Genomic DNA, 26,825 nt, shown 5'->3' on the forward strand with positions numbered 1-26,825 from the left:
GAAGGAACGAGAGGCCATGAGCTTCTGGCTGGCAAACCGCCGCACCGTGCAGGCGACCGATACGATCCAGCGGTTCGATCCGCGATTTTGGACCGTGGATTTCCCGCGCCCGGCGATGGCTTCGGTGGTGACCACGGCCCCCGATGCGCTGCGAGTCGATGCGGTGTTCCAGAAAGCGGACGATCTGATCGGGCTGATCTGGGAGAGCGCAGACCGGTGGGACCACCCGCTGCTCGCCTATGACACCGACCGCGACTATGCGCGGCTCACCCTGTCGTTTCGCTGGCGTTCGAGTGGCGTGCTGCCGCTGAATGCCATCAACGGACCGACGCTGACGATTGAGGGGCGGGACGCCGCAGGCAATCCGCATGCCCGGTATGTGCGGCTGTGGAACTATGCCGTGGGGACCCCGACCGATGCGGTGGTGACGCTGCCATTCTCGGCGCTGGCAGGCGGGTTCCTGCTGCCGGGGGAAGCCGATCCGGTCTATCCCTCCGACATCGACCGGATGTTCATTTCGCTCGTCGCGCCCGGTTATTCGGCGACAGCGACGACGCCGTTTTCACCGGCGGTGACGGGTTGGGCCGAATTGAGCGCCATGCGCTGCAGCGGGCACAAACCCATGCTGACGATAGGCGATGTGATGGTGCCGCCGCACGGGCTTTGCATGGCGACGGGCTATGACGACGGCTACAACCAGACGCCGGCGCGAATTCTGCGCACCATCCGGGGCCTGGGCTATCGCGGCAGCATCAACCACTATGTCGGAATGAGCCACTTCTTTCCGCTGGCGCCGGACGGCGCGGGCGGTTTCGTGGTCGATCCGGCGCTGCCTGCACTCAATCCTGCGGCAGAACATTGGCATGGGGCGTTCCTGTCTGCCGCAAAGACGATGGGATACACGGTCATCCTCTCGCAATCCTACGAGTTGCTGGCGCAGCATTGTCCCCCCGCCTGGCAGCAGCGATCCGCCGATGGCGCACCGGCCCGGACCGGCTGGTCGCCGCCTTCGGCATTGCTTTCGCCGGCCAGCACGGCGGCGAATGACTGGCTGCGCAAGGTTGCGGTGCGGCTGGCCGGAATGTTGACCGAAGCCGGCTTGCCCGTGCGGTATCAGGTGGGTGAGCCGTGGTGGTGGGTCACCGCAGATCGCAAGATCTGTCTTTACGACGACGCAGCCAAGGCGGCGCTGGGCGGCAGTCCGGTGGTCATTCCCGACCTTGGTGCGACGCTGACGGCGGCGCAGAAGGCGCTGCTTGATGCAGCGGGCGCGCTGCTGGCGAGTTCGACGATCAGCCTGGCGGCAGCCGTGCGAACGGCGGCGGGGAGCGCGCCCTGCGAAACGCTGCTTTTGGCATTCCTGCCAACCGTGCTCGATCCCGCGACACCCGAGGCGCGGCGCGCGAACCTGCCGACCGGATGGGCCGCGCCCGCTTTCGATGTGCTGCAGCTCGAAGACTATGACTGGCTCACGGCCGGGTTCGAAGCGCGGCGGACACGGGGGCGCGCCGAAGCGGAGGCTCGGCTCGGCTACCCGCGCACGCAGCAGCATTACCTTTCGGGCTTTGTGCTGAACGCCGCCGATGCCGAAGCCATGTGGCCGCTGATCGATGCAGCCGTGAGCGAAGCGCAGGCGCTGGGCGTGGCGGAAACTTTCATCTGGGCGCTGCCGCAAGTGGCGCGCGACGGCTTTACCCGCCTGCCCGATGCCACCGCCGGGGCGGCCAGCGAGGACGACATGATGCAACCCTTCGACGACGTGCTCTTCCCGATCGCGATTGGCCGGTCCGCGACGGTGACTCCTGAGTTTTCGACCAATGTGACGATCACGGCATCAGGGTTCGAGCGGCGCAACAGCCTTTGGGCCGATGCGCGGCTGCGTTTCGATGTGGGCCCCGGCGTCCGCTCCGAAGCCGAGCTCGGCGAGTTGATCGGCTTCTTCCGGGCGCGGCGCGGACAGGCGCGAGGGTTCCGGCTGCGGGACCCATCCGACTACAGTTCCAACGGCATGACCGGCACGCCAACCGCGCTGGATCAGGTGATCGGGGCCGGCAACGGAGCCGCGGCACGTTTCCCGCTGGTAAAGGCCTATGGCCTCGGCCTTGATGCGCAGCAGCGGCGCATTACCCGTCCGCGCCCGGACAGCCTGCTGGTGAGCGTGGACGGCGCGGCGGTGACGAGCTGGACCCTCGATGGCCTGGGCGAGATCGTGTTTGCCGACGCGCCGGCTGCGGGCAAAACCGTGCGCGCAGGCTTCCTGTTCGATGTGCCGGTGCGGTTTGCCGAAGACCGGCTCGACATCTCCGGCGCAGCGTTTGCCGCGGGCGAGGCACCGAGCGTGCCGCTGATCGAACTGCGCGAGGATGCCTGACATGCCCGAAAGCACGAGGGTCTGGTTCAGCCAGCCGCTTGAGACCGTTGCGATCTGGTGGCGGCTCGAGCGGCGCGATGGCGTTACGTTCGGCTTCACGAGCCATGACCGGGACCTTGCGTTCGATGGGCTCGTCCATCGGACCGCGCCCGGCATGGTGCCCTCGGCGATCCACCGCACCGCCGATTTCGAGGCCGACAGCGCGGAAGTGGCGGGCGCGCTGAGCCACGATTCCATCCGCGAGATGGACCTTGCGGCAGGCCGGTTCGACGGCGGTTCCATCGCGATGGGGCTGGTCGATTGGGAGACGCTTGAACGCATGACGCTCTATGCCGGCACGATCGGTACCGTGGGACATGAGGGCGCGGGCTTTTCGGCCGAGCTGCGTTCGGTCAAGGACCTGCTGGCGCGCCAGATCGTGCCGCGAACCGCACCCACCTGCCGAGCAGAATTCTGCGGCGAAGGCTGCACGCTGTCTGCCAATGTCTTCACCCATCAGGCGGTTCTCGCCGCCATTTCGGCAGATGGGGGAGCCGTCCGCGTTTCAGGGGGGCCGGCTGCCGAATCGTTGGCCTTTGGAACGCTGCGCTGGATCGATGGCCCCGAGGCGGGGTTGATTCGCCGGATCGAGGCGGTCGACGGCACCTGGCTTGTGCTGGACCGGGCGGCGGCTGCGAATGCAGCGATCGGCACACGGATCGAGCTGCGCGAAGGGTGCGACCACACGCTTGGCACCTGCGCAACACGCTTTGGCAACGCCATCAACTTTCAGGGCGAGCCGTTCCTGCCGGGGAATGATCTGCTGACCCGCTATCCGGCAGCGCAGCGATGAACGCGGTGTTCGTTGAAGCCGCAGCGAGCCTGATCGGCGTCCGCTTTCGGCTGCATGGCCGCGATCCCGCGACGGGCCTCGACTGCGTGGGCGTGGTGGCGGAAGCCATGCGCCGCGCAGGAGCCGAGCCGGTCGTACCGGCAGGATACCGCCTGCGCACCGTCTCTGTGAATAGCCTGCTGCCCTTTGCTCAGGCCAATCGGTTCGAACCGGCACTGCCAGCGGATGCCGATGTCGTACTTGTCATGGTGAGCCCGATCCAGCCGCACCTCGTGGTTCGTGCTGCGGGCGGCTTCATCCATGCGCACGCCGGACTGGGGAGGGTGACCTTCCTGCCCGGCCCCCTGCCATGGCCGACCGCCGGTGGCTGGCGGGTGCCGAACTTGCTGCACACAATCGGGGACTGACACGTATGGCTACTTTGCTGCTCACTGCTGTCGGCACCGTGTTCGGCGGTCCGCTTGGCGGTGCGATCGGGGCGCTCGTGGGCCGCCAGGTCGATGCCGCGATCTTGGGGGGACGCAAGGTCGAAGGCCCGCGCCTGAAGGATCTTACGGTCCAGACATCGAGCTATGGGTCTGCTTTGCCGCTGCATTTCGGCAAGATGCGGGCTGCGGGCAGTGTGATCTGGGCAACCGAACTGGTCGAGCACAAGGATACGGCGCGCGGCGGCAAGGGACGACCTTCGGTCACGAGCTATACCTATACCTCGTCGTTCGCGGTGGCCATTGCCAGCAGACCGATCGCGGGGATTGGACGAATTTGGGCTGACGGCAACCTGCTGCGCGGCGCGGGTGGCGATCTCAAGGTGGGTGGCACGCTGCGCATCCACAACGGCCATGGAGATCAGGCCGCCGACCCGCTGATGGTCCAGGCGGAGGGGGTCACGCAGTGTCCTGCCCATCGCGGCATTGCCTATGCGGTGTTCGAAGATCTGGAGCTGGCGGATTTTGGCAACCGCATCCCCTCGCTGACCTTCGAGATACTGGCGGACACGGCCGGCACTTCGATCGGTGCCATCGCGCGGGCGATCCTGCCGGATGCGGCGGTGAGCAATCTGGACACCAGCTTTAGGGGCTTCAGCATCGACCAGGGTTCCGCTGGCGACGCGCTGGCGGTGATCTCGGAAGCCGTGCCGATCGTTTGCGCGGTCTCCGGGGGCACTTTGGCGATCCACGCGGCGGAGCCAACCGGGCCTGTCTTACCGGTAGCCTTGCCTGGCCCGGCGGCCGCAAACAAGGAGGGCCAATCGGTCGAGGCCAAGGCCAGTGGCTGGTCGCGCAAGCGTGAACCTCTGCCGCGAGTGCGCCAGAGCGGAGTCCGATATTACGACGTGGCACGCGACTACCAGCCGGGCCTCCAGCGCGGCATCGGCCGGAGCGAGCAGGGCGACCTCGAGGTCATCGAACTTCCGGCAGCGCTCAGCGCCGCAGAGGCACAGACGCTGGCCGGCAATGCAAGTCGCCGGGCAGCGCGCCCTGCCGATACGATAAACTACCGGATCACGGAGATCGATCCCGCGATAACCCCCGGTGCATTCGTGAGCATTCCGATCGCCTCTGGCCTATGGCGGATTTCCCAGTGGGAGTGGCAGCAGGACGGTGTTTTGCTTACGCTAACCGCGAGCCCGTCAAGCGGGGCGACGACAGTGAGTTCGGCACCCGTGGCGGATCCGGGCAGGTTCAATCCCGCTACGGATCTTGCGCACACGCCGACCGTGCTGGAAGCGTTTGCGCTACCATGGGATGGGGCCGGGAGCGGAACGACGGCAGCGGTTTTCGCTGCGGCATCGGGAGCCAGTGCGGGATGGACCGGCGCTGCCCTGCTTGCGGACCTTGGCGGCGATGGCGGCGCACTGACTTCAATCGGCTCGACCGGACGAAGCAGGGCGAGGATGGGACGCGCGATTGGCGCGCTGCCCGCCGCATCACCGCTCTTGCTCGATCGCCAATCGACGCTGGACGTCGTGCTGGCGGGCACGGACCAAGTGCTGGTCGATGCCAGCCTCGCACAGCTCCTGCAGGGGGCGAATCGGGCCCGGATCGGCAACGAGATCGCCCAGTTTGCGAGCGCCGCGCCGCTGGGAAGCGGTGTGTGGCGGCTGAGCCACTGGCTGCGCGGCCGCGGCGGAACGGAGTGGGCGGTGGGGACTCATGTCGCTGGCGAACCCTTCGTTCTGATCGACGACAACCTGGTACAGCTTGATGCGGCCATGATCGGTGATCCGGCCGCGACCCACATCGTGGCAGTCGGCCTGGGCGACACCGCCGCAGTCAGTGTGCCGATCGCAGACCCCGGAGCAACGCTGCGGCCGTTCTCGCCTGTTCACGGTACGGCCGTGCTGCAGAGCGATGGTTCCATCGCGCTGCGTTGGATGCGGCGGGCACGCGGGGCATGGGGCTGGCTCGATGGAGTTGATACGCCGCTGAACGAAGAGTCGGAGCTCTGGGAAATCACCGTCGGCGACCCGGATACACCGGCGCTGCGCTGGCAAACGGCGGCCAGTGCCTTCGTGGCGACAGCGGAGCAGATTGCAGGACTGCCCGCTGACGTGCCGCAGTACTTTGCCGTTCGCCAGATCGGGCGAAATGCTGCCTCCATGCCGCTGCGCATCGATTTCCCTGCCTAACGCCCGCGAGAGGACACGATGATGACCGACCCCCTGAGCTTTTCGTCTACTTCGCCGCGCTTTGCATTGCCCATGCTGTTCGCCGGGCAGAGCCAGAAGGAAGTGATTGTAAATGAAGCCTTGCTGGCGGCAGACGTGCTGCTCCATCCGGCCATCGAAGCGATCATCACGGCTCCACCCACAGCGCCAGTGAACGGGCAGTGCTGGCTGGTGGGAGCAAGCGCGACCGGCGCATTTGCCGGGCAAAGCGGCCGGATTGCCGCCTGGAGCGAAGGCGGTTGGCGGTTTGTTTCTGCCAGAGAAGGGATGCGCGCCTACGACATCGCAACAGCTGCCTACCGATTCTTTGCAGGAGGCACCTGGCACCTTGCGCCAGCGCCGGCGGCACCATCCGGCGGCGCAGTGATCGACAGCGAGGCCCGCACCGCAATTGCTGCAATTATCACGACACTCCGCGCCGCTGGCGTACTGTCCTGACCCTGAATCACCCCGATCATACTTCGATCATGCCGGCCGACGACCCGCCCTGGTGTGGGATTGTTGCCTAGATGTCTGGTTTTAGTTGCCTTTTGGCAACATCCCGCACTCACGTTTGCTTGCAAGCAAAAACGAGAGCCGCTAATGGCGAAAGCACCCGAGGCATGACTTCGAATAAAGGGGAAATGAGAATGCGGAAACTGCTCGTGGGCTTGGCCCTGGCGTCCACGGCGCTCGCAACGCCGGCACTCGCCAAGAAAGATTCCTGGTACGTCGAGGTCGATGCTGGCGCGATGATCGTCGAAAGGACTGATCTGGCCATCGCTGGTGTCGCTAACGCGGCCAACCTCAAGAGCGATACCGGCTACGACGTTGGCGGTATCGTGGGTTACGACTTCGGCGGCTTCCGCCTTGAAACCGAAGTCGGTTATCGCCGTGCACGCGCTGACCGCATCACCGACAGCACGGGCGCCACGGTTGATCGCGCTTCCGGTACGCTGGGTGGCCGCTCGCAGGCTCTCAGCTACATGGTCAACGGCTTGCTCGACTTCGGCGGCGACGATGGCCTTCAGGGCTTTGTCGGCGGCGGTGTCGGCGTTGCGAACGTCAAGTACTCCATCGCGACGGCCGGCTTCGGCGGTGTGGACGATTCGGCTACCAAGTTCGCTTGGCAGGCAATCGCAGGTGTGCGCGCCCCGCTGTCCAAGCACTGGGATGTAGGCCTGAAGTATCGCTACTTCAGCGTGAGCAACGTCAACGTCGTCGGCAACGGCGCGCTGACAGGTCAGGACCTTCTGGGCCGCTGGCGCTCGCATTCGCTGCTCGGTACGCTGGCGTACAACTTCGGCGGCGCCGAGCCTGCGCCGATGCCGGAACCGCCCGCTCCGCCCCCGCCGCCCCCGCCGCCCCCGCCGCCCCCGCCGCCCCCGCCGCCGCCCCCCCCGCCGCCGCCGCCCGCGCCGGTCTGCAACAAGGGGCCCTACATCGTGTTCTTCGACTGGGATAAGTCGAACATCACGCCTGAAGCGGCGACCATTCTGGACAACGCGGTTACGGCCTATGGCAACTGCGCCAGCGTTCCGATCATGCTGGCCGGCTACACCGACCGTTCGGGCACGCCGAAGTACAACCTCGGTCTGTCGCAGCGTCGCAACGACTCGGTCCGCGGCTACCTGACCGCCCACGGCATCCCCGATGGCGCGATCACCAACCAGGCCTTCGGTGAAGCCAACCCGCGCGTTCCGACCGCGGACGGCGTGCGTGAACTTCAGAACCGCCGCGTGGAAATCACGTACGGTCCGGGTTCGGGCATGTAAGCTTCGGCGAACTGCCGTTTGGAATTGGGGGCCGGAGCAATCCGGCCCCCTTTTTCGTTTGGCGGAGATGACGCGCTGCATGGAGCGGCCAATGCCTGCAAGCCGGACGCGTCCATGGCGTGCGGGGGCGATCACCCACCAGGTGAAGTCAGCTGACTTTGGGGTGCGGCCCTAGCGCTCGCGGCTTACCAGATCGCGGCGGCACACCTCGAGAGCCATCAGTGCGAAAGGCACGACGACAAGAATGCCGGCAAGCCCGATGCGCAGATTGGCACCGAACGCACCCGAGATCTTGCCCGCCGCATAAGGCCCGAGTGCAAGGCCCACCATGGTCGCAAACAGGAAGAATGCCGCTGTTGCAGTGGCACGACTTGTCGCCGGGACAATGTTCACGATCGTTCCCGCTGCGCCGCCCAGCGCACAGCTTGCCAGGAACCACATCGGGAACACGCAGATGTAGACGACCGTGAGTGAATGGGTTGCCAGCATGATGCAATTCGGCACCAGCGACGTGAGCAGCGCCGCGATCACCACGAGAATGCGCCGGGAGTGGTAGCGATCGCCAGCAAGGCGATCTCCCAACGCTCCGCCGGCGATCACGCCCAGCGCGCCGCCAATCGCTGCCGATCCGCCGACAATCAGCGCCACGGCGCCGGCTGATGCGCCAAACTCGCGGATCACCAGCGAAGGTCCGAATGCCGAATTGGCGTAGGTGATCACACACATCAGCCCATAGCCGAGGTTGAGGCCCACGACCGATTTCGAGGCCCAGATCACCTGGAAGGCTTCGGGATCATCGTGGCGCAGGGCCACCGCCCAGGAAGCAATGGCATAAGTCCCGATGCCAAGCGCAATCCATTGTGCCGGATCACCGATCAACAAAGACAGGATTGTCCCAAGCAAGCCCAGACCGGCCATGATGGCGAGATTGCCCAACAAGGCCGTCCGGCCGCGCCGGGCAGCCGCCAGCAGGGTGAACGGGGGGACGATAGTGGCCAGATCACGCACGAAGGCGGCAAGCGTCGCTGGTTGAGGGGCGGGACGAGGCGCACCCTCAACCTGGGGTGCCTCAAAGCGGCCACGAAGCGGCTCGCGCAGGCTGCGCACCCAGAACGCAAGAGCAAGGCCGGGAAGCCCAACGGCAAGAAACGCGGCCTGCCAGCCAGCGAGGCCGAATGGCCGCTCCCCCAGCGGAAAGGCGTGGTTCCAGCCCCCGGCGATCGCTGTGCCGATGTAGAGCGAAAAGCCGCCGCCGAGGTAGATGCCTGACGAAAAGATCGCCACTGCGGTCGCACGGCGGTGTGCAGGAAAGTAATCCGCCAGCAGCGAATAGGAACATGGCCCCGCAGTCGCCTCGCCCACGCCGACGCCGATCCGCGCGGCGCCCAGCTGCAGGAAACTGCGTGAGAGACCGGAAAGCGCGGTCATTATCGACCAGAGGGCAAGGCCGGCGGCAAGGACACGCGTGCGCATGGCGCGGTCTGCCAGTTTGCCAAGCGGGATGCCGAACAAGGCGTAGAAAACGCCGAATGCAGTGCCGTAGAGAAAGCCGAACTGGGCATCCGAGATGCCGAGATCATGCTTGATGTCGACCGCAAGGATCGTCAGCAGCTGCCGATCCACGAAGTTGATGATGTAGACTATGACGAGGACAAACAGCGCGTACCAACTATAGCGGTCAACGCCGAACCATTGCTTCGGCTTATCCGTCATCTCCATACTTGGTGCCATCCTCTATCCCGGCTGCATCGAATCCCGCGCGCCGCAGACGGCAGCTGTCGCACACACCGCAGGCCCGTCCATCGGGCAGCGGATCGTAGCACGACCAACTGGCACCAGGATCGAGCCCGAGACGGGCCGCTTCTTGCGCGATTTCGCTTTTCTTCAGGTGTTGGAGCGGAGCGTGAACCCGCACGGTACCGCCCTGATCGCCAAGCTTGGTGGCGACCCGGGCGAGACTCTCGAAGCCGCCGATGAATTCCGGCCGGCAATCGGGATAGCCCGAATAATCGAGCGCATTGACCCCGATAAAGAGGTCTGATGACCCAGCCGCCTCAGCCCATGCGAGGGCTAGGGAGAGAAAGACGAGATTGCGGGCCGGCACGTAAGTGACCGGAATGCCGTCGCCGACCCCCTCTTTCGGCACAGCGATATCAGCGGTCAGCGCAGATCCACCGAACTGGCGCAGATCGAGCGGCAAAATGACATGGCGCTCTACGCCCAGCACTGAAGCAATGCCGCGCGCTGCCTCGATCTCGACCCTGTGGCGCTGGTTGTAGTCGATCGTCAGCGCGAGAACACGGAAACCCTGCTCACGCGCAAGGGCGGCGCAGACCATCGAATCGAGCCCACCCGAGAGCAGGACAACGGCGAGCGGGCTTTCCCGGGAAACGGCTTCGGCGACCATGTAGCAGAGCTAAAGCCATGAACTGCTTGTGGCAATCCTTAGCGCGCAATCAGGATGTGCATGCGCCGATGCGCCGCACTTCCGCGCGGAAATTGAACGGCACGCCATGCGCGATACCCTGCGTTTCCAACTGCACGAGCTGCGCGCTTTCATAGCGGACGGATGTCTGTCCGTAGCCATTGCCCGGGCAGGTGTAATGGACCGTTACAGTGTCCGCCGTGTCCTGGACCGTGAAGCTGCGGCAGACTTCGCGCATATGCTGGATCTGGATCAAGCGGCGACCGTTCTCGATGCACAGCCTGCTGCGGCCGCCGGCGAGATCGCGATCCCGCACTTCCCATTGTCCCGGCTTGAGCTGGTCGAGCATGGCAAGCGAAGGGCGCTGCGCCGTAAGCGCTGGTGCAACAAACACGAGCGACATGAAGGCACCGGCACCAACCAGCCGGACAAGCTGGCGGGCCGAGACTTCGGTTAGGGTGCGCAGCAGGCGGTCCATCTTGCAGGCGCGTCCAAAAAGCGCGCCGACACCATGCCGGACCGCTGCATGTAGTATACGCAAAATCTGGCTGCGTTAAAGTGTTCTTCGCCCGCGACGAACCGAATCGGTGGTATCAGTCGAGATCAATCTCGAAGACCTTCGAGCAGAATGCGCAGTCGACGAGGATCAATCCGTCCTCATTGCGCATCTCTGCGCGCTCTGCCGCCCCGAAGCGCGCCAGGACGGATCGATAGTAGTCGCTGCTGCAGCGGCATCCTTTGACGATCTGTTTGCCGCGTTCCACGCGCACCTCGCGCTCTTCGTGAAAGAGACGCCAGAGGACTGTCTCCAGATCGAGGTCTGGATCGACCAGTTCGGTGGGTGAAACCGAACCGCCCATGATCCGCATGTGCTCCCATTCCGGATGATCGAGCTGGACATGGAGCCGCTCACGGCCCTCCTCACCCTCCGGCAAGTGCTGGATCAGCAGGCCGCCCGCAACGCAGCCACCTGCATCGCTGCGCACACCGAGGCGGATCAGCGTGGGGATCTGTTCCGACTGCAGGAAGTAGCTCTCGCAGGCCGCTGCAAGTGTCTCTCCCTCAAGCGGAACGACGCCCTGATAGCGCTGCTCCGTCGCCGCGAGATCGAAAGTGATGGCAAGGTAGCCATCCCCGAACAGGGCATGCAACGTAGGGCTGGGCCCCAGTTCGTCCAGCCGCGCGCGGTCGAAACGGACATAGCCGCGCAGCTCGCCGCTGCGGTAGTCGCAGACGAGCAGGTCGATCACGCCATCCTGGGTCTGCGCCTGCATTGTCAGCTGGCTCTGCTCATCCTTGAGCAGGGAACCAAGCAGCGCGGCCAGCACCATCGCCTCGGCCAGCAGGTGGCGGATCGGCGCAGGATAGGCGTGCGCCGCGATCACAGCATCGAGCACAGGTCCAAGCCGCACGATGCGTCCGCGCGCATTGCGCTCGGGCACGGTGAAAGTCAGGACCTGATCAAAGCCGGTCATCCCGGCAGAGGCGGCATCATCCGACATGGTCAGAGCTGCCCGAACGCCCAGCGCAAGATCGATTTCTGCGCGTGGATGCGGTTCTCCGCTTCATCCCACACGACCGATTGCGGGCCATCGATCACGTCGTCGGTCACTTCCTCCCCGCGATGGGCGGGCAGGCAGTGCAGCAAGACGGCATCGGGCTTCGCCAGCGCCATGAGGCCGGCGTTCACCTGGAACGGGGTCATCGCGGCCAGCTTGGCCTCGGCATGGGCCTGACCCATCGAGATCCAGGTATCGGTGACGACGACATCAGCGCCGCGCACGGCATCCGCCGCGCTGCGAATGGTATCGATGCGAGCACCGCCAGCGCGGGCTGCGGCAATGAATGCGGGATCGCTGTCGTACCCCTCGGGCACGCCGATGCGGACGTTGAACTTCATCAGTCCTGCCGCCTCGACGAACGAGTTGAGCACATTATTGCCGTCACCAAGCCAAGCGACCTCAAGCCCGGGCAGCGCCTTGCCGTGTTCGAGCAGGGTCTGCAGATCGGCGACGATCTGGCAGGGATGCGAGAGATCGGTCAGCCCATTGATCACAGGCACGCTGGCGTAATGCGCCAGTTCCTCGAGCTTCGCGTGATCATCGGTGCGCAGCATGATGGCATCGGCCATGCGGCTGAGCACACGGGCCGTATCGGCGATGGTCTCCCCGCGGCCGAGCTGCGTGGTCCCGGCGTCGAGCACGAGGCCGCTGCCGCCAAGCTGGCGGATCGCGATGTCGAAGGAGACCCGCGTACGCGTCGAGTTCTTCTCGAACACCATGGCGAGGACCCGGCCGGCGAGCGGCGCATCGGCATCGTGCTGGCCCTTGGGCAGCGCGCGCCGCGCCGCCTTCCGGTCCATGGCATCACCCAGAATGGCGGCAAGGGCATCGCCGCCGGCGTCGCTCAGGCTGAGGAAATGCCGGGTCATGCCGGCACGGCTTCGACCGCATAACTGGCAGTTGCGGCCGAGAGCTTCTCCATGAATTCGTCGATGTGGCTGTCATCGATCACCAGCGGCGGCAGGACGCGGAAGGTCATGTCACCCGCTGCGACGGTGAGCAGATGGTGGTTGTCACGCATGTGGGCGACGAACGCGCGCGGCTCGATCTTCATCTTGACGCCGAGCATCAGGCCCCGCCCGCGCACCAGTTCGAACATGTCCGGGTAGTTGCCGATGAACTGCTCGAGCCGGCCGCGCAGCCGCTCGCCCTTTGCCTTCACGTCCGCGAGGAAGGCGGGTTCAGCCACCACATCGAGCACGGCCTCGGCCGCAGCCATCGCCAGCGGATTGCCGCCATAGGTGCTGCCGTGGGTGCCGATCACCATGCCGCGTGCGGCCTTTTCGGTCGCGAGGCAGGCACCGAGCGGGAAGCCGCCGCCGATACCCTTGGCGCTCGCCATGATGTCGGGCGTCACGCCGTACAGCTCGTAGGCATAGAGATCGCCGGTGCGGGCGACGCCGCACTGCACTTCGTCGAAGATCAGCATGAGGTCATGCTCGTCGGCAAGAGCGCGCAGGCCCTGGAGGAATTCGGGCGAGGCATCGCGGATGCCGCCTTCACCCTGGATCGGCTCGACAAGGAAACCCGCCGTATTCGGCCCGATCGCTGCTCGCGCCCCTTCGAGGTCGTCGAAGTCGACATAGCGGAAGCCTTCGAGCAACGGCAGGAAGCCCTTGTGCATCTTTTCCTGGTTGGAGGCGCTGATCGTGGCCATCGTGCGGCCATGGAACGCATTCTTGAACGTGATCAGCTCATAGCGCTCGCTATTGCCGGCATGCTGATGGTAGGCGCGCGCAGTCTTGATCGCGCATTCGACGGCCTCGGCGCCCGAATTGGTGAAGAACACCGTATCGGCGAACGTCAGGTCTACCAGCCGCTGGGCCAGATGCTCGCCCTGCGGGCTACCGTAGAGATTGGAGACATGCATCAGCGTTGCCGCCTGCCGCTGAATCGCGCCGATCAGGTGCTCGTTGCTGTGGCCGAGCAGGTTGACCGCAATGCCGCTGGCGAAATCGAGATAGCGCGTGCCATCTTCACTGATCAGATGGCAATGCTCTCCGCGCACCGGACGCACGCCGCACCGGGGATAGACGGGCATCAACGGGGTGATCGACATGACACGTTTCCTTCCTGCTTCGGCTCCCGCTGTGCCGGGAGTGTTGTCGTAAACGACAAATGGCGACCCCGAAGGGCCGCCATCTAAAAATGCCGGTGGCGCAGGGCTTCGGCCATCGGCCGAAGGACCCCGCACCAATCTCAGTCTTGTCGGGGCGTCAGGTTGACCGCCGAGTACTTGCCCCGCCGGTCGACCTCGAGATCGAACTCGAGCTTGTCGCCCTCGTTCAGCTCGCGCATGCCTGAACGCTCGACCGCGCTGATGTGCACGAACGCGTCAGGCTGGCCATCATCACGCGTGATGAAGCCGAAGCCCTTCATGGCGTTGAAGAACTTGACCGTGCCGGTAGCCTTCTCACCCGTCAGCTGGCGCTGCGGCGCGGCGGGCTTGGCCGCGACCGCAATCACGTCACCCACGACCTGCAGATCGGCTGCGGAGATCTTGCCGCCGCGATCGACGAGATTGAACTCGAGCTGCTGGCCTTCGGCAAGACCTTCAAGGCCTGCACGCTCGACAGCGCTGATGTGGACGAACACATCCTCACCACCGTCTTCGCGCTGAATGAAGCCAAAGCCCTTCTGACCGTTGAAGAACTTCACCACACCCTTGCCGGTGCCGACGACCTGGGCAGGCATGCCGCCGCCGCGGGGACCGCCGAAGCCGCCACCACCACCGCCGCCACCGCCGCGGGGACCGCCGCTGAAGCCGCCGCGATCACCGCCGCCGAAGCCGCCACGGTCGCCGCCGCCGAAGCCGCCGCGATCACCGCCGCCGAAACCACCGCGACCGCCACCGCCGCCGCCGAAGCCGCCGCGATCAAAGCCGCCGCCGCCGAAACCACCGCCGCCGCCGTAAGGGTCGAAGCCGCCCTCGTCACCGAAACCATCGCGCTTGTCGCGTCCGCGACCCCGCCGCCCTCTGTCAAAACCCATAAAAACCAATAAACCTTCGTTCCGCCCCTGCTTTCCTGGGTGCCGCAAGCCGGACGCGGCTGCCGACGGCACAACAAGGGAAATGCGCGAGACTCCGCTCGCCTGATCCTCTGCACTTAAGACTATAACCAACAAAAGGCTCCAGCGCGAACGGATTCGTTGCTTGGCAGGACTTGGCGGCAGATGGGTGTGGCCTTTCTACCATGTTCAGGCGGCACTTGCCCTCGCCGGAGGCTTTCGGCAAAGCTGAAACGATGCATTTGTCCTCGCCTTCGGCTGCCCCTTCGGTATGGCCGCATGCGCCGGGATGACGGCCGCTGGCGCCCCGCTTGCGCAAGACATAGAGACAACACCGCAACGGCGTGAACGGTGCGGCGGCACTGGAGAGAGATAGCCTCATGTTTCGCAAGATCGACGACAAGACCTTCGCCAGCCCGCAGATCGAGCTTGCGGACGTGGCCGAAGCCAAGGCGCTGGGCATAGGCTTGATCATCAACAACCGGCCTGAGGACGAGTCCCCGGACCAAACCCCGGGTGCCGCAATCGAAGCCGCTGCCAACGCAGTCGGCATCGCCTATGTCGCGATCCCCGTCACGCATGCGGGCTTCTCCATGCCGCAGGTCGAAGCGATGGAAGCAGCCCTTGCTGCAGCTGGCGACAAACCGGTTCTGGCCTATTGCCGCTCCGGCACCCGCTCCACGCTGCTCTGGGCACTGGCGCAAGCGAAGATGGGCATGACGCCGGATGCGATCGCAGCCCATGCCGCAGGTGCAGGCTATGACGTGAGCCCGATCACGCCGCAGCTCGATTTCCTCGCCGCGCAGGCGCGTTGAGGCAGGCGATCCGCGCGATGGCACTGGACGCCTTCCTTGCGCTTCCCGGCGCGGGCATTGCCTTGCAGGCAATCGGTTCGCTTGCAGCTGTGCTGCTGGTCTTCGTGATCGTGCGCGCGCTCGGCATGGGCAGCGACGTGCGGATCGCCGATGAAGCCGAGGCTCGCGCCCTTGCCGAGGAAGCGCGCTGCGGATTCGATCCGGTCGATGTCGCGCTCGACCGCGCACGCATCGGCGCACTGCTGCGCAATGCGGCCGGCGAGGTGATGCTGATCCGGCGGCACGGTGCGAGGTTCGCCGGGCGGCTCCTTTCGTCGCATGTTGGCGCGCGGCTCGATCGCGGGTTCATCACGCTTTCAACCGATGATCCGCATTTTGGCAGCATCACCCTTGATCTGGGCGATCAGGCGCAAATCTGGGCCGCCAGCCTGCGCCGACTGGGAACACGCGCATGAACGAGACAATGGCCTCGGTCATCGCCGCGCTCGGCACGCCGATCACCCATCCGATCGACGTGATCGCCTATGCGGTGCCGGCATTCGTCGCGCTGATCCTGATCGAGATCGCATGGGCGCGCCGCCATGCGCCAGACGCTTACGAAGCGCGCGACATGCTGACCTCGCTGCTGATGGGCCTTGGCAGCACGATCGCCGGTGCGCTGGTGGCAGGCGCGATCTACGCCGCCGCAACCTGGCTTTACGCGCACCGCATTGCAACCGTGCCCTATGCCTGGTGGTCGTGGATTGCGGTGCTGCTGCTTGATGATTTCAACTACTACTGGGCGCATCGTACCGGCCACCGCGTCCGCTGGTTCTGGGCAGCGCACGTCAACCATCACACCAGCCAGCACTACAATCTGAGCACGGCGCTGCGGCAGACCTGGACGGGCTTTATCGCGCTTTCCTTCGTCTTCCGCATCTGGCCTGCGTTCATGGGCGTGCCCCCGGAAATGCTGCTGACTGCCGGCGCGGCCAACACCGTCGGCCAGTTCTGGATCCACACCGAAGCCGTGCGCCGCATGCCGGCATGGTTCGAATGGGTGTTCAACACGCCCTCGCACCACCGCGTCCACCACGCGACGAACCCGCTCTATCTCGACCGCAACTACGCCGGCGTGTTCATGTTCTGGGATCGCCTGTTCGGCACGTTCCAGCCCGAACTCGACGAAGAACCGGCGCGCTACGGGGTGATCCGCCAGCTCGGCACCTTCAATCTGCTCCACAGCGTTTTCCACGAATGGAAAGGCATAGCGAAGGATTTTGCGGCGGCCCCGTGGCGCCACAAGCTGGCCTATCTGGTGCGAGAGCCCGGCTGGAGCCACGACGGCAGCCGCGACACAAGCGATGCGATCCGCGCCCGCTGGCTGGAGCGCACCGGCGGCCTAGCGCCTGATAAGCCCCAGCGCATGGCGGATGAAGGCGTCGCGGTCAGCCACCCATAGCATATCGTCCGCAAGCCTCGGGTTGGCGTAAGTCCAGCCGTCTGCGGAGTAGACCTTGCTGAAGGTTCCGCGCGTGCCAAATGCGAGCGAGACAGCGCGCTGTTCGGCGCGAGTCGTTAGGCCTTCGCCCGCAATGGTTGGAGTCCCGGGCGTGAACCCCCGTCCCCATGGGCGCAGCGCAAAGACATACGGCTCGGTGCGGAAGCTGTGCACCTCGGTGTTGAAGAACACCGACAGGTACACCTGATCAAGCGCACCGAGCGCCGCAGGCGGCATCCGCCATTCGGACGTGGCGATCACCGGCCAGGGATAGTGCTGCGGATTGCCATATAGGATCTCGCTGCGCAGATCGACGAGCGCATCGCGCGGCTCCTGCAGCGGCGCGACCCGATCGATCCGGAGGTTGTTCGCCCAGGTAAACCCGAACGAAGTCGCATCGATGAGCGGCATCGCAGAAGGCGAACCCCTGCCCGGCGCGTTCGAAACGCGCACGTTCTCGTAGACGCGCAAATAGGCCTTGTCCTTCAGCTGGTGCCCGCTTGCGATATTGCTCCAGCCTAGCTGGCCCTTCCAGCTCACATTGCGGAAATGGGAAACCAGCGTGCCGTTGATGTAAGTGCTGTGCTCCTGATCGTTGTTGGTGCCGACATTGCCTTCGATCTCGCTGTCTTCGGCATAGAGCATGGTCTCACCGCTGGGCACGAAGATCGCGTTCTTGCCGCCGAACAGCCGTGATCGCCGGATGACCGCCGTGAACAGGCCGGGCGGCGCACCTCCGAACGTCTCCAGATGCAGCGCGCCCATCGGCTGGATCGCACCGGGAAAATCGAGCTCGATGTCCCGCATTTCGAAATGAATGCGGCTTCGGCCCATTTCCAGCGCACGCATGCGCAGGACAGCCCATTGATCGCCGCTTCGGAATGTCACCCGCTCGCCGGGTACCGACGAGCGGAAAATGTACTGGGTACCGTCGAGATTGCCGACGATGCTCGGCAGGTTGGGCGCAAAGGGATAGACACAAGGGCGCCCGGCCCGGTCGCGGGCTTCGTAGATGAACTCGAGGCCGCCTTCGGCGCGGCCATAGAGCGAAGCTACATCGTTGCCCTGATAGACCTCGCGCCCTGCCGCCTGCGAGGCATCGCACTTCACGAAGAAGCGGTTGGCGGGCCGGCGCAGCCCCTGCATCGGCATGTAGGACGGGTAGGTCGCATCGTGTGCGGCATATTCGGCCAGCGTGCGCGGCGGCGGCAGCTCCAGCGGGACTACTGGCTGAAGCGGCGGCACAGCCGTCTGCTGCCCGGTGCCGGCGCCGCGCGCTGTCGTTTGCGCGTTCGATTCGCTGCCGAGGCCGCTGCAGCCGATGGTGCCGAGGACCGCGAGACCGACGGCCAGCCAAAGGGGTAGTCTCATGGCGATCCTTCCGGCCACGGGCAGGCTCGCCCGCATGAGCTCAGCTGGCAAGCCGCAGCGCGGTGCCGGCACTCTCCGCATCCGGCTGGTCCGGCCAGATGCCGCGCGTGTCGTAGACCACCTTGCCGCTGCGCTCAGCGAGCGGGACGACCTTGAACACGTCGTGATCGACCAGCACGACCAGCAGGTCGCAGGTCTCCAGCGCATCGTCGAGATCGATCAGGCTTGCGCCGGTGTCGGTGAATTCGACTGGCAGCGCATTCGCATAAGGCTCCACGATGCTCACGCGATTGCCGTACTTGCGGGCGATCCGCGCTGCGACAAAACGCGCCGGGCTCTCACGAAAGTCGTCGATGTTGGCCTTGAACGCGAGGCCGAGGCACGCGATGCGCGCATTGGGTTGCGCTTCGATCAGCTCGGTGGCCCGCGCGATCACGTGGTGCATCTTCTGATCGTTGACCCCGCGCGCGGTGCGGATCAGCGGGGTATCGTCGGGCGCGCTCGCCACGATGAACCAGGGATCGACGGCGATGCAGTGCCCGCCCACGCCTGGCCCCGGCTGCAGGATATTGACGCGCGGGTGGCGGTTGGCCAGCCGGATCACTTCCCACACATCAAGACCCATGCGGTCCGCCACGATCGAAAGCTCGTTGGCGAACGCGATATTCACGTCGCGGTAGGCGTTCTCGACCAGCTTGGTCATCTCTGCCGAGCGCGCGTCGGTGGTGATGCAGGTTCCCCGGACGAAGCGCTTGTAGAAGGCGAGCGCCTTGCGTGCGCAGCGGGGGGTAATCCCGCCGATCGAGCGGTCGTTGTTGGTCAGTTCCTCGAGGATGCGGCCCGGCAGCACGCGCTCGGGGCAATAGGCGATCGAGACGTCCGGTGTCTCGCGCGTCAGGCCGGGGAATTTCAGGTCCGGGCGCAGGCCCGCCATCAGATCACGCATCGCATCGGTCGTGCCCACCGGGCTGGTCGATTCGAGGATCACAACGTCGCCGGGCTTGAGCACACCTGCCACTTCGCTCGCCGCCGCCTGCACATACGAGATGTCCGGCGTGTGGTGGCCGTCCTTGGCAAATGGGGTCGGCACCGCGATGACGAAAACGTCGGCGGGCTCGATCTGGGTCGATGCGCGCAGCAGGCCGCGCTGGACCACGCCCTGCACCAGCCCGTCGAGATCGACTTCCTCGATATGGATTTCGCCGCGGTTGATCGTGTCGACCACGTGCTGCGTCACATCGAGGCCGAGCACCGGGCAGCCGGAACGGGCAATGATCGCAGCAGTGGGAAGTCCGATGTAGCCGAGACCGACAACGCAGACCCGCGGCTTCTGATCGCCATTTCCGATTTTAGCGGACATTCCCCAAGAGCTCCACGATACGCCGCGCGGCGTGCCCGTCCCCGAAGGGATTGTGCGCGCGCGCCATTGCCGAATAGGCAGCCTTATCGTCGAGCAGAGTAAAGATTTCGGAAACTATCCGAGCTGAGTCGGTGCCCACGAGCCGCGCCGTGCCGGCCTCGACGCCCTCGGGCCGCTCGGTCGTCTCGCGCATGACGAGGACGGGCTTGCCGAGCGCGGGCGCTTCCTCCTGCACGCCGCCACTGTCGGTGAGCATGATTTCGGCCAGGCCCAGCAGGCGCGCGAAGTGCGGATAGTCGAGCGGCTCGATCAGCGCGACGTTGGGAAGGTCGCCTAGCGCGCCTTCCATCACCCCCCGCACATTGGGATTGGGGTGAACCGGGAAGATCAGCGCCACATCGGGGCGAGCGGCAATCTGCCGGATCGCCTCCGCGATCGCTTCCAGCCCTCCGCCGAAGTTCTCGCGCCGGTGGCTGGTGACGCCGATGATCCGTTTGCCCGCGAACCGTGCCTCAAGGCCCGCAAGACCACTTGCCAGCGCAGGGTTGGCTTCGATCCGGGCGCTCACCCATTGCAGCGCATCGATCACGGTGTTGCCTGTCACGTGGATGGCATCGGCGGCCACGTTCTCGGCCTTGAGCGCCGCGGCAGAGGTCTCGGTCGGCGCAAAATGGAGTGCGGCAATGGTGCCGATAATCTTGCGGTTCACCTCCTCGGGCCAGGGGTGATAGATATTGTGGCTGCGCAGCCCCGCCTCGACATGGGCGACGGGGATCTTGCGGTAGTACGCCGCGAGCGCGCCGGACATCGCCGTGGCGGTATCGCCCTGCACCACGACCCAGTCCGGCTTTTCAGCGTCCATCACCCCGCCCAGGCCCGTGAGCAGCGCAGCGGTGAGGCCGTCGAGCGTCTGGTCGGGTTTCATCAGATCAAGATCATGATCCGGCACGATCCCGGCGATCGCCAGCACCTGATCGAGCATGCCGCGGTGCTGCGCCGAGACGCAGGTCACGACGCGAAAAGCGGGATCGGCGGCAAGTGCATGCACCACCGGAAACATCTTGATCGCTTCCGGCCGCGTACCGAAAACCACGAGAATAGTCTGTGTCATGCGCCTGCCCCTACCATGCGCCGGTTAAGGGGCGCATAATCAGGCTGCAGGCATCTGCTGGCTGGAACAATGGAAACCGCCGCCGCCTGCAAGCACCGCATCGGCCATGAGCCCGATGACCGCGCGCCCGGGAAAGAGTTCCGCAATCGCGGCGACGCCATCATCGTCATGCTGCGTTCCGAACACCGGAACGATGACCACCTCGTTGGCGATCACGAAGTTCATGTAGCTCGCCGGCTGGATCATCCCGCCCCATTCAACCAGACCCGGCGAAGGAACCTCGACAACTTCCACTCCGAAATCACGCGCCCGCGCTGACGCATCGGCATAGATCGTCGCATTGGGATCGCCCGGCCCCGTCGCGCGCGGCAGCGCCAGCCGGTTCGGCGCCACGAACCGCGCAAGGTTGTCGACATGGCCATCGGTATGATCGTTGATGAGGCCATCCCCGAGCCACAGCACGCGCTCGTAACCGAGATCACGCGCCAGCCGCGCTTCAAGATCGGCCTTTGCCAGTGATGGATTACGATTCGGATTGAGAAGGCACTGCGCCGTCGTCGCAACAAGGCCTGTCCCGTCACCATCAAGCGCACCGCCTTCGAGGATCCAGTCGCAACGGTCAGCCGGAAGCCCGGCATTTTCGGCCAGATCGGCGCCGATCGCCTCGTCCCCAGGCATCAGATACTTGCCGCCCCAGCCGTTGAAGCCGAACAGCCGCGCGCGCCGCTCTTCGCCCCCACACACCACCAGCGGCCCCGTATCGCGCAACCACACATCGCCGTAGACCCGGCGCTCCAGCGTGACCGCGCTCGACACCAGACTGCGCGCGCGCGCCTCGTTGGCTCCGTCGCGCACGATCAGGCGGACTTCCTGTCCGCTATCGGCAACGGCGCTGGCAAAGGCGGCAATCTGCTCCTGCGCGGCGTCGATCACGCCGGACCATTCCTCCGCCAGATGCGGGAAGCCGATCCAGAGCCAGTCCTGCGGATGCCATTCCGGCGGCATTCGCAGCGCAGTCTTGGTCATGGGTTACTTGCCCTTTGCTTCGGCGAGGCTCTTGTCGCGGATCGCCCGGAATTCGTCGCTCGGGTGCCAGTTCGGCCAGACCGAACTGTCGGCGAGTTCGCGGCCGAGCCGGTAGAACAGCTTCACATCCTGGACCATGCCCGAAATGTCCCAGCTTTCCTGATACTGATCGCTCGGCTGGTGATAGCGCACGTTGGTGTAGTCATCCGAAGCAGCCTGCCCGGCCGCTTTGCCGCCCACCACAAGATCGGTGCCGCGGGCGACATCGAACATCGGCACCCCGCGCTTGGCGAAGCTGAAGTGGTCGGAGCGGTAGTAATGGCCGCGCTCGGGATGCTCCTCCGGCGATTCGCTGAGGCCCATCTCGCCCTCGACCTTGCGCAGGATCGTCGTCAGCTCGGACTTGTCGCCCCCGGCAACCGTGATGTCCTTCGCGGGGCCACCCACCGCCAGCGCATCCATATTGACGCCGCCCACCGTCTTCGCGAGCGGGTAGACCGGGTTCTGCGCATAGTATTCGGAGCCCAGCAGGCCCGACTCCTCAAGCGTGACGGCAAGGAAAACCTGGCTGCGCGCCGTGCCGCCTGCGGCGGCGTTCATCTTGGCCAGTGCCGCCAGTGCGGCAACGCCGGTCGCATTGTCGACCGCGCCGTTGCAGATGTCATCACCCGTCGCATCGGGCTTGCAGCGACCAAGGTGGTCCCAATGCGCGCTGTAGAGCACGTATTCATCGGGACGCGTCTTGCCCGGCAGCAGACCTACGACGTTGTGCGAATTGGCCTTCTCGATCGTGTTGTCGAACGAGAGGCTGGCCTTGAGTCCAAGCTGCACCGGCTTGAAGCCCTTCGCCTGCGCCGCAGCCGTCAGCGCCGCAAGATCCTTGCCGGCCGCCTTGAGGATTGCCTCCGCCACCGGCTTCTGAATCCAGCCGTTCGCCACGGTCTGATCTGCGCCATCGTTGGCGGTCTGCACGAAATGCTGCGCGCCGGACCAGCTCGATTCGACCACCTGCCAGCCATAGGCTGCCGGGAAGGTATCGTGGATGATCAGCGCTCCCGTGGCTCCCTGCCGCGCAGCTTCCTCGAACTTGTAGGTCCACCGCCCGTAGTAGGTCATGCGGCGACCGCGGAAGAGACCGTTCTCGCCTTCCATCGCATAGTCCGGATCGTTGACGAGGATGACGGCGGTCTTTCCGTGCATGTCGATGCCGGCATAGTCGTTCCAGCCCAGTTCGGGCGCGTTGATGCCATAGCCGACAAAGACCAGCTCGCTGTCCTTCACTTCGGTATGCGGCGTAATGCGATAGCTGCCTGCCACGAATTCGGTCGACGGCTGGAATGTCAGCGGGGTGAAGGCTGAGGATGGGGCGCCGCCGGTGATGGTGAGCGGGCTGCGATTGGTTGCGGTGATCGTTGCCGTCGGCACATCCTGCAGCCACGTCGGCTTGCCATCTTGCCCCTTGTTGCCAGGCTGAAGCCCGGCCGCCTTGAACCGCGCGATGATCGCGTCGAGCGTCTTCGGCTCTGCAGCAGTGCCCGGCCCGCGACCTTCGTACTCGTCAGACGACAGCGTGCGGATCGTCTCCCGCATCAGTGTCTCATCGACCGGAGGCACTGCGGACGCAGCGTGGCTTGCTGCCAGCGGCATTGCCAGCGCAGCACCGCACATCAGGCCCAAGACCTTGCGACCAAACGACTTGCTGATCTTCATCCTCAATTCCCTCATGGCATTCAAAGCGCCGGTTCTGGCAATGGCGGCACAGGTGGCAGAGCCCCCGCGTGCTGGCAAGCCGCACGCATGCGCTTGATCGCACGGCGCCGACCGGGCATCGCGGAACCATGACCGGCACCAGCCAGACAGCGGACTGGGCGCACGCCCTCCACCGCGCCCGCACCGAAGCGCCGTTCCTCGCCCGCGGCCTGGACCGGCTGCCCGATCTCGAGGCGCTGCTCAGGGCCGGCCGCATCGAGGATGCGCTGGCCGCCGCCCATCAGGCAGGGTCCGGGGAGCCTGACACCGGCATCGCCCTGCGCCGGCAACGACTCGCGCTTGCTGTCACTCTTGCCATCGGGGATCTCGCCGGCGCGCTTCCGCTCGCCCGGGTGATGACCGAACTGTCCGCATTTGCCGATTGTGCGCTTGATGCCGCGATCATCGCCGCAATGCGCCGCCGCGTACCCGATGCAGCGCCGCAGGGCTTTTCGGCCATCGCGCTCGGCAAGCACGGCGCGGGCGAGCTCAACTACTCGTCCGACATCGACCCGATCCTGCTCTACGATCCCGACCTCCTGCCGCGCCGCGAGCGCGACGATCCCGCCGAAGCGGCCCAGCGCATCGCGCGCACCGTGGTCGAGTTGCTGAGCACGGTCACGAGCGAGGGGTACGTTTTTCGCGTCGATCTGCGCCTGCGCCCTGCGGCCGAAGTCACACCGCTGGCGCTGCCGTTTGTCGCCGCCATCACGCACTACGAATCGAGCGCACTGGCATGGGAGCGAGCTGCCTATATCCGTGCGCGTCCGGCAGCAGGGGACGTTGTCGCAGGGCAGGTCTTCCTCGATGCGATCCGCCCGTTCGTCTGGCGCCGCAGCCTGGATTTCGGCGCGATTGCCGAGATCGGACGCCTGACTACACGCATTCGCGACCACTACGCCGGTGGGCAGGCCGTCGGCCCTGGGTATGACCTCAAACGCGGGCGCGGCGGCATCCGCGAGGTCGAATTCTTCGCCCAGACGCATCAGTTGATCCACGGTGGCCGCAACCCGGCGCTGCGCCTGCGCGGCACCCGCGCGGCGCTCGACGCACTGGCGGAGGCGGGAATCGTCACTGCCGATGACGCCGCGCTGCTTGGCGACAGCTACGACCGGCTGCGCACACTCGAACACCGACTGCAGATGATCGCGGACCAGCAGACGCACAGCCTGCCGACCGATCCCGCGCAACTCGATGCCGTGGCGCGGCTGGAGGGCCTTCGATCCGGCGCGGCGCTGGTGGAAGAACTGGCCCGAATCTCGGAGGCCGTCGGCAGCCGGTTCGACAACCTGATCGCCACCTATGCGCCAAGCGGGGCGGTCCCCGTCACCGCCCGCCCACTCGAACAGGAACTGCAGGCGCTTGGCTTTGCCGATCCAGGCCCGCTCGCCACACGAATCGAAAGCTGGGAAAACGGCCAGTACCGCGCCCTGCGCAGCGCCGAAGCCCGCGCCGCCTTTGCGCGTCTGCGCGGCACGCTGCTCGGCGCTCTGGCCGCAGCGCCCGATCCCGAACGCGCGCTGCTGCGCTGGGAAGGTCTGCTCGCCGGGCTGCCCAGCGCGATCAACATCTTCCAGCTGCTCGAGGCGCGCCCCGCGCTGCTCGGCGTCGTCATGCGCGTGCTTGCCCACGCGCCCACGCTGGCCGACGAGCTCGCCCGCCGTTCGGACCTGCTCGACACCCTGATCGATCGCAGCGCCTTCGATCTGCCCGGCAGTGTCGAAAGCCTCGCCACCGAGTTTCGGCGCTGTGAGGCGGGCGATGATTACCAGTGCCTGCTCGATGCCGTCCGCCGAAAGGTCGGTGAGTGGCGCTTTGCACTCGGCGTGCAACTGATCGAAAGCCAGGCAAGCGAAACCTGGCGCGATCCGCTCGACGTTGCCGCCGCCCTTTCGCGCATCGCCGAAGCCGCGATTCTCGTACTCACCGAGGCGGCGCGGGGCGAATTCGTCCGCGCCCACGGCCAGATCGCCGGCAGCGAACTCGTCATCCTCGGGCTCGGCAGACTGGGCGGCGCGGCCCTCACCCATGCCTCCGACCTCGATATCGTGTTCCTGTTCAGCGGAGATCACACCGGCGAATCACACGGAGCCAGACCGCTTGGCAGCACGCTTTACTACAACCGGCTCGCCCAGCGGGTGATCGCAGCGCTGTCCGCCCCGACTGCGGCGGGCGCACTCTATGAAGTGGACGTCCGTCTGCGGCCAAGCGGTGCGCAAGGGCCGCTCGCGGTGAGTCTTGAGAGCTTTGCGCGCTATCAGCGCGAGGATGCGTGGACCTGGGAGCACATGGCGCTGTGCCGGGCGCGGCCCCTGTTCGGACGGCCCGAAGACTGCGCCGCGCTTTCGGCGATCATCGATGACGTGCTGCACCGCCCGCGCGACGGCGAGAAGCTGCGCGCCGATGTCCATGCGATGCGCGTCGAAATGGCGCAGCACAAGCCGCCAGCGGGCCCGCTCGACGTGAAGCTGGCGCGCGGCGGGCTCGTCGATCTGGAGTTCCTCGTCCACTATCTGCAGCTGCGCGAGCGTACCGCGCTCGATCCCGATCTCGGGTGTGCAGTCGATGCCCTTATCTCGGCAGGTCTGCTGCCGGCCCCCTTGCGCGCCGCGCACGATCTGCTGGCGCGGCTGCTCATTGTCGTGCGCCTCGTTGCCCCCGACGGACGCTATCCGCCCGAAGCCAGCCGCGCTATCGTTGCCAAAGCGTGCGGTCTCGCCGATTGGCCGGGCCTGCTGACTGCCGTGCTGGCGGCCCGCCGCGATATCGCGGCCTGCTGGCACACCATTTTTGACGAGGAACTGGAGATCCACGAATGAGCGAGACCATCGGCGCGGGCAGCAAACTGCCTGATGTTGCCATGACCACTCCCGAAGGCGGCACGGTGAAGCCGTCCGATTTTCTTGGCCGCAAGCTGGTGCTGTTCTTCTATCCCAAGGACGATACACCCGGCTGCACCACGGAAAACAAGGACTTTTCCGCGCTCGCAGCCGAGTTCGATGCGGCCGGCACCGCGCTGCTCGGCGTGAGCAAGGATCCGCCGAAGAAGCACCTCAAGTTCATCGAGAAGCATGGTCTCGCCGCACCGCTCGCCAGCGATGCGGAAGAAGGCGGCCTTTCGGACGCGCTGGGCATCTGGACCGAGAAATCCATGTATGGCCGCACCTATATGGGCATGGAGCGCACGACCTATCTCGTCGCGGCGGATGGGACGATCGCGCAGGTCTGGCCCAAGGTAAAGGTCAAGGGTCACGCCGAAGAGGTGCTCGCCGCCGCCAAGGCGCTTTGACCG

Annotated in this window: 23 protein-coding genes; 11 read left to right on the forward strand and 12 right to left on the reverse strand. The window is 65.6% G+C overall.

Going from position 1 to position 26,825, the window contains the following annotated elements; translation table 11 throughout:
* Positions 1-16: 16 nt before the first annotated feature.
* From ACO06X_RS09940 to ACO06X_RS09965, 6 genes are all read left to right on the forward strand, one after another.
* A complete protein-coding gene (locus ACO06X_RS09940) occupies positions 17-2,371 on the forward strand; it encodes a DUF2460 domain-containing protein (protein ID WP_421839754.1) in 2,355 nt (784 codons plus the stop codon).
* Position 2,372: 1 nt separating this feature from the next.
* Positions 2,373-3,203 carry a DUF2163 domain-containing protein gene (locus tag ACO06X_RS09945; protein ID WP_421839755.1) on the forward strand — a complete coding sequence of 277 codons (831 nt, stop codon included), beginning with the start codon at positions 2,373-2,375 and terminating at the stop codon, positions 3,201-3,203.
* The gene (locus ACO06X_RS09950) at positions 3,200-3,610 is read left to right on the forward strand and encodes a peptidoglycan endopeptidase (protein ID WP_421839756.1); all 411 of its coding nucleotides are present in this window, start codon (positions 3,200-3,202) and stop codon (positions 3,608-3,610) included. Before ACO06X_RS09945 ends, ACO06X_RS09950 begins: the two co-directional genes overlap by 4 nt.
* A gap of 5 nt (positions 3,611-3,615) precedes the next feature.
* The gene (locus ACO06X_RS09955; protein WP_421839757.1) at positions 3,616-5,832 is read left to right on the forward strand and encodes a phage tail protein; all 2,217 of its coding nucleotides are present in this window, start codon (positions 3,616-3,618) and stop codon (positions 5,830-5,832) included.
* Positions 5,833-5,853: 21 nt separating this feature from the next.
* Positions 5,854-6,309: a DUF2793 domain-containing protein gene (locus ACO06X_RS09960; protein WP_421839758.1), complete on the forward strand. Its 456-nt coding sequence runs from the start codon at positions 5,854-5,856 to the stop codon at positions 6,307-6,309.
* Between the two features lie 191 nt (positions 6,310-6,500).
* Entirely contained in the window at positions 6,501-7,625 is a 1,125-nt protein-coding gene (locus ACO06X_RS09965) for an OmpA family protein (RefSeq protein WP_421839881.1), read from the forward strand.
* A 171-nt stretch (positions 7,626-7,796) separates the two neighbouring features.
* Here the strand turns inward: ACO06X_RS09965 and ACO06X_RS09970 are convergent, their stop codons facing one another.
* The 7 genes from ACO06X_RS09970 to ACO06X_RS10000 form a co-directional block, all read right to left on the reverse strand.
* Entirely contained in the window at positions 7,797-9,344 is a 1,548-nt protein-coding gene (locus ACO06X_RS09970) for an MFS transporter (protein ID WP_421839759.1), read from the reverse strand.
* Complete coding sequence (queC, locus tag ACO06X_RS09975; RefSeq protein WP_421839760.1) at positions 9,328-10,032, reverse strand: 7-cyano-7-deazaguanine synthase QueC; 705 nt, start codon at positions 10,030-10,032, stop codon at positions 9,328-9,330. The genes ACO06X_RS09970 and queC overlap by 17 nt, the downstream gene beginning before the upstream one ends.
* Before the next feature lie 49 nt (positions 10,033-10,081).
* Positions 10,082-10,528 (reverse strand): DUF3617 domain-containing protein, encoded by a 447-nt coding sequence (locus ACO06X_RS09980; protein WP_421839761.1) that lies wholly within the window; start codon positions 10,526-10,528, stop codon positions 10,082-10,084.
* 115 nt (positions 10,529-10,643) lie between these two features.
* A complete protein-coding gene (locus tag ACO06X_RS09985; protein WP_421839762.1) occupies positions 10,644-11,552 on the reverse strand; it encodes an Hsp33 family molecular chaperone HslO in 909 nt (302 codons plus the stop codon).
* Positions 11,553-11,554: 2 nt separating this feature from the next.
* Positions 11,555-12,481 (reverse strand): ornithine carbamoyltransferase, encoded by a 927-nt coding sequence (gene argF, locus ACO06X_RS09990; protein WP_421839763.1) that lies wholly within the window; start codon positions 12,479-12,481, stop codon positions 11,555-11,557.
* Entirely contained in the window at positions 12,478-13,671 is a 1,194-nt protein-coding gene (locus ACO06X_RS09995) for an aspartate aminotransferase family protein (protein ID WP_421839764.1), read from the reverse strand. Before ACO06X_RS09995 ends, argF begins: the two co-directional genes overlap by 4 nt.
* Positions 13,672-13,811: 140 nt before the next feature.
* On the reverse strand, positions 13,812-14,603 hold the full coding sequence (locus ACO06X_RS10000; protein WP_421839765.1) for a cold-shock protein: 792 nt from the start codon (positions 14,601-14,603) through the stop codon (positions 13,812-13,814).
* A gap of 398 nt (positions 14,604-15,001) precedes the next feature.
* On the opposite strand from ACO06X_RS10000, the gene ACO06X_RS10005 reads away from it, so the two are divergent.
* From ACO06X_RS10005 to ACO06X_RS10015, 3 genes are read left to right on the forward strand one after another with little or no spacing between them, the layout of a single operon-like run.
* Positions 15,002-15,436, forward strand: a complete 435-nt coding sequence (locus ACO06X_RS10005) for a TIGR01244 family sulfur transferase (protein ID WP_421839766.1) — start codon at positions 15,002-15,004, stop codon at positions 15,434-15,436.
* A gap of 17 nt (positions 15,437-15,453) precedes the next feature.
* Entirely contained in the window at positions 15,454-15,891 is a 438-nt protein-coding gene (locus ACO06X_RS10010) for a hypothetical protein (RefSeq protein WP_421839767.1), read from the forward strand.
* On the forward strand, positions 15,888-16,877 hold the full coding sequence (locus tag ACO06X_RS10015; RefSeq protein WP_421839768.1) for a sterol desaturase family protein: 990 nt from the start codon (positions 15,888-15,890) through the stop codon (positions 16,875-16,877). The genes ACO06X_RS10010 and ACO06X_RS10015 overlap by 4 nt, the downstream gene beginning before the upstream one ends.
* Here ACO06X_RS10015 and ACO06X_RS10020 read toward each other — a convergent pair.
* From ACO06X_RS10020 to ACO06X_RS10040, 5 genes are read right to left on the reverse strand one after another with little or no spacing between them, the layout of a single operon-like run.
* The gene (locus ACO06X_RS10020) at positions 16,818-18,287 is read right to left on the reverse strand and encodes a hypothetical protein (RefSeq protein ID WP_421839769.1); all 1,470 of its coding nucleotides are present in this window, start codon (positions 18,285-18,287) and stop codon (positions 16,818-16,820) included. The two genes, ACO06X_RS10015 and ACO06X_RS10020, sit on opposite strands and share 60 nt — an antisense overlap.
* A gap of 40 nt (positions 18,288-18,327) precedes the next feature.
* Complete coding sequence (wecC, locus tag ACO06X_RS10025) at positions 18,328-19,647, reverse strand: UDP-N-acetyl-D-mannosamine dehydrogenase (RefSeq protein ID WP_421839770.1); 1,320 nt, start codon at positions 19,645-19,647, stop codon at positions 18,328-18,330.
* Positions 19,637-20,758: a non-hydrolyzing UDP-N-acetylglucosamine 2-epimerase gene (wecB, locus tag ACO06X_RS10030; protein ID WP_421839771.1), complete on the reverse strand. Its 1,122-nt coding sequence runs from the start codon at positions 20,756-20,758 to the stop codon at positions 19,637-19,639. Before wecB ends, wecC begins: the two co-directional genes overlap by 11 nt.
* A gap of 39 nt (positions 20,759-20,797) precedes the next feature.
* Positions 20,798-21,784: an agmatine deiminase family protein gene (locus ACO06X_RS10035; RefSeq protein WP_421839772.1), complete on the reverse strand. Its 987-nt coding sequence runs from the start codon at positions 21,782-21,784 to the stop codon at positions 20,798-20,800.
* Between the two features lie 3 nt (positions 21,785-21,787).
* Complete coding sequence (locus tag ACO06X_RS10040; protein WP_421839773.1) at positions 21,788-23,494, reverse strand: M28 family metallopeptidase; 1,707 nt, start codon at positions 23,492-23,494, stop codon at positions 21,788-21,790.
* 128 nt (positions 23,495-23,622) lie between these two features.
* Here ACO06X_RS10040 and glnE point away from each other — a divergent pair, with 128 nt between their 5' ends.
* Both glnE and ACO06X_RS10050 read left to right on the forward strand, forming a co-directional pair.
* Entirely contained in the window at positions 23,623-26,352 is a 2,730-nt protein-coding gene (gene glnE / locus ACO06X_RS10045; protein WP_421839774.1) for a bifunctional [glutamate--ammonia ligase]-adenylyl-L-tyrosine phosphorylase/[glutamate--ammonia-ligase] adenylyltransferase, read from the forward strand.
* The gene (locus tag ACO06X_RS10050) at positions 26,349-26,822 is read left to right on the forward strand and encodes a peroxiredoxin (RefSeq protein WP_298166141.1); all 474 of its coding nucleotides are present in this window, start codon (positions 26,349-26,351) and stop codon (positions 26,820-26,822) included. The genes glnE and ACO06X_RS10050 overlap by 4 nt, the downstream gene beginning before the upstream one ends.
* Positions 26,823-26,825 lie beyond the last annotated feature (3 nt).

It is taken from the genome of Novosphingobium sp., from assembly GCF_965229225.1.
Taxonomy (GTDB): Bacteria; Pseudomonadota; Alphaproteobacteria; order Sphingomonadales; family Sphingomonadaceae; genus Novosphingobium.

Bases quoted from the DNA above. Each gene is read 5' to 3' on its own strand.
- ACO06X_RS10005 (WP_421839766.1), top strand. From the start codon at position 15,002: ATGTTTCGCAAGATCGACGACAAGACCTTCGCCAGCCCGCAGATCGAG.
- ACO06X_RS09955 (WP_421839757.1), top strand. From the start codon at position 3,616: ATGGCTACTTTGCTGCTCACTGCTGTCGGCACCGTGTTCGGCGGTCCG.
- ACO06X_RS10020 (WP_421839769.1), bottom strand. From the start codon at position 18,287: ATGAGACTACCCCTTTGGCTGGCCGTCGGTCTCGCGGTCCTCGGCACC.
- queC (WP_421839760.1), bottom strand. From the start codon at position 10,032: ATGGTCGCCGAAGCCGTTTCCCGGGAAAGCCCGCTCGCCGTTGTCCTG.
- ACO06X_RS09940 (WP_421839754.1), top strand. From the start codon at position 17: ATGAGCTTCTGGCTGGCAAACCGCCGCACCGTGCAGGCGACCGATACG.
- wecB (WP_421839771.1), bottom strand. From the start codon at position 20,758: ATGACACAGACTATTCTCGTGGTTTTCGGTACGCGGCCGGAAGCGATC.
- argF (WP_421839763.1), bottom strand. From the start codon at position 12,481: ATGACCCGGCATTTCCTCAGCCTGAGCGACGCCGGCGGCGATGCCCTT.
- ACO06X_RS09960 (WP_421839758.1), top strand. From the start codon at position 5,854: ATGACCGACCCCCTGAGCTTTTCGTCTACTTCGCCGCGCTTTGCATTG.
- wecC (WP_421839770.1), bottom strand. From the start codon at position 19,647: ATGTCCGCTAAAATCGGAAATGGCGATCAGAAGCCGCGGGTCTGCGTT.
- ACO06X_RS10015 (WP_421839768.1), top strand. From the start codon at position 15,888: ATGAACGAGACAATGGCCTCGGTCATCGCCGCGCTCGGCACGCCGATC.
- ACO06X_RS09965 (WP_421839881.1), top strand. From the start codon at position 6,501: ATGCGGAAACTGCTCGTGGGCTTGGCCCTGGCGTCCACGGCGCTCGCA.
- ACO06X_RS09995 (WP_421839764.1), bottom strand. From the start codon at position 13,671: ATGTCGATCACCCCGTTGATGCCCGTCTATCCCCGGTGCGGCGTGCGT.
- ACO06X_RS10040 (WP_421839773.1), bottom strand. From the start codon at position 23,494: ATGAAGATCAGCAAGTCGTTTGGTCGCAAGGTCTTGGGCCTGATGTGC.
- ACO06X_RS10050 (WP_298166141.1), top strand. From the start codon at position 26,349: ATGAGCGAGACCATCGGCGCGGGCAGCAAACTGCCTGATGTTGCCATG.
- ACO06X_RS10035 (WP_421839772.1), bottom strand. From the start codon at position 21,784: ATGACCAAGACTGCGCTGCGAATGCCGCCGGAATGGCATCCGCAGGAC.
- ACO06X_RS09950 (WP_421839756.1), top strand. From the start codon at position 3,200: ATGAACGCGGTGTTCGTTGAAGCCGCAGCGAGCCTGATCGGCGTCCGC.
- glnE (WP_421839774.1), top strand. From the start codon at position 23,623: ATGACCGGCACCAGCCAGACAGCGGACTGGGCGCACGCCCTCCACCGC.
- ACO06X_RS09980 (WP_421839761.1), bottom strand. From the start codon at position 10,528: ATGGACCGCCTGCTGCGCACCCTAACCGAAGTCTCGGCCCGCCAGCTT.
- ACO06X_RS10010 (WP_421839767.1), top strand. From the start codon at position 15,454: ATGGCACTGGACGCCTTCCTTGCGCTTCCCGGCGCGGGCATTGCCTTG.
- ACO06X_RS09945 (WP_421839755.1), top strand. From the start codon at position 2,373: ATGCCCGAAAGCACGAGGGTCTGGTTCAGCCAGCCGCTTGAGACCGTT.
- ACO06X_RS09970 (WP_421839759.1), bottom strand. From the start codon at position 9,344: ATGGAGATGACGGATAAGCCGAAGCAATGGTTCGGCGTTGACCGCTAT.
- ACO06X_RS10000 (WP_421839765.1), bottom strand. From the start codon at position 14,603: ATGGGTTTTGACAGAGGGCGGCGGGGTCGCGGACGCGACAAGCGCGAT.
- ACO06X_RS09985 (WP_421839762.1), bottom strand. From the start codon at position 11,552: ATGTCGGATGATGCCGCCTCTGCCGGGATGACCGGCTTTGATCAGGTC.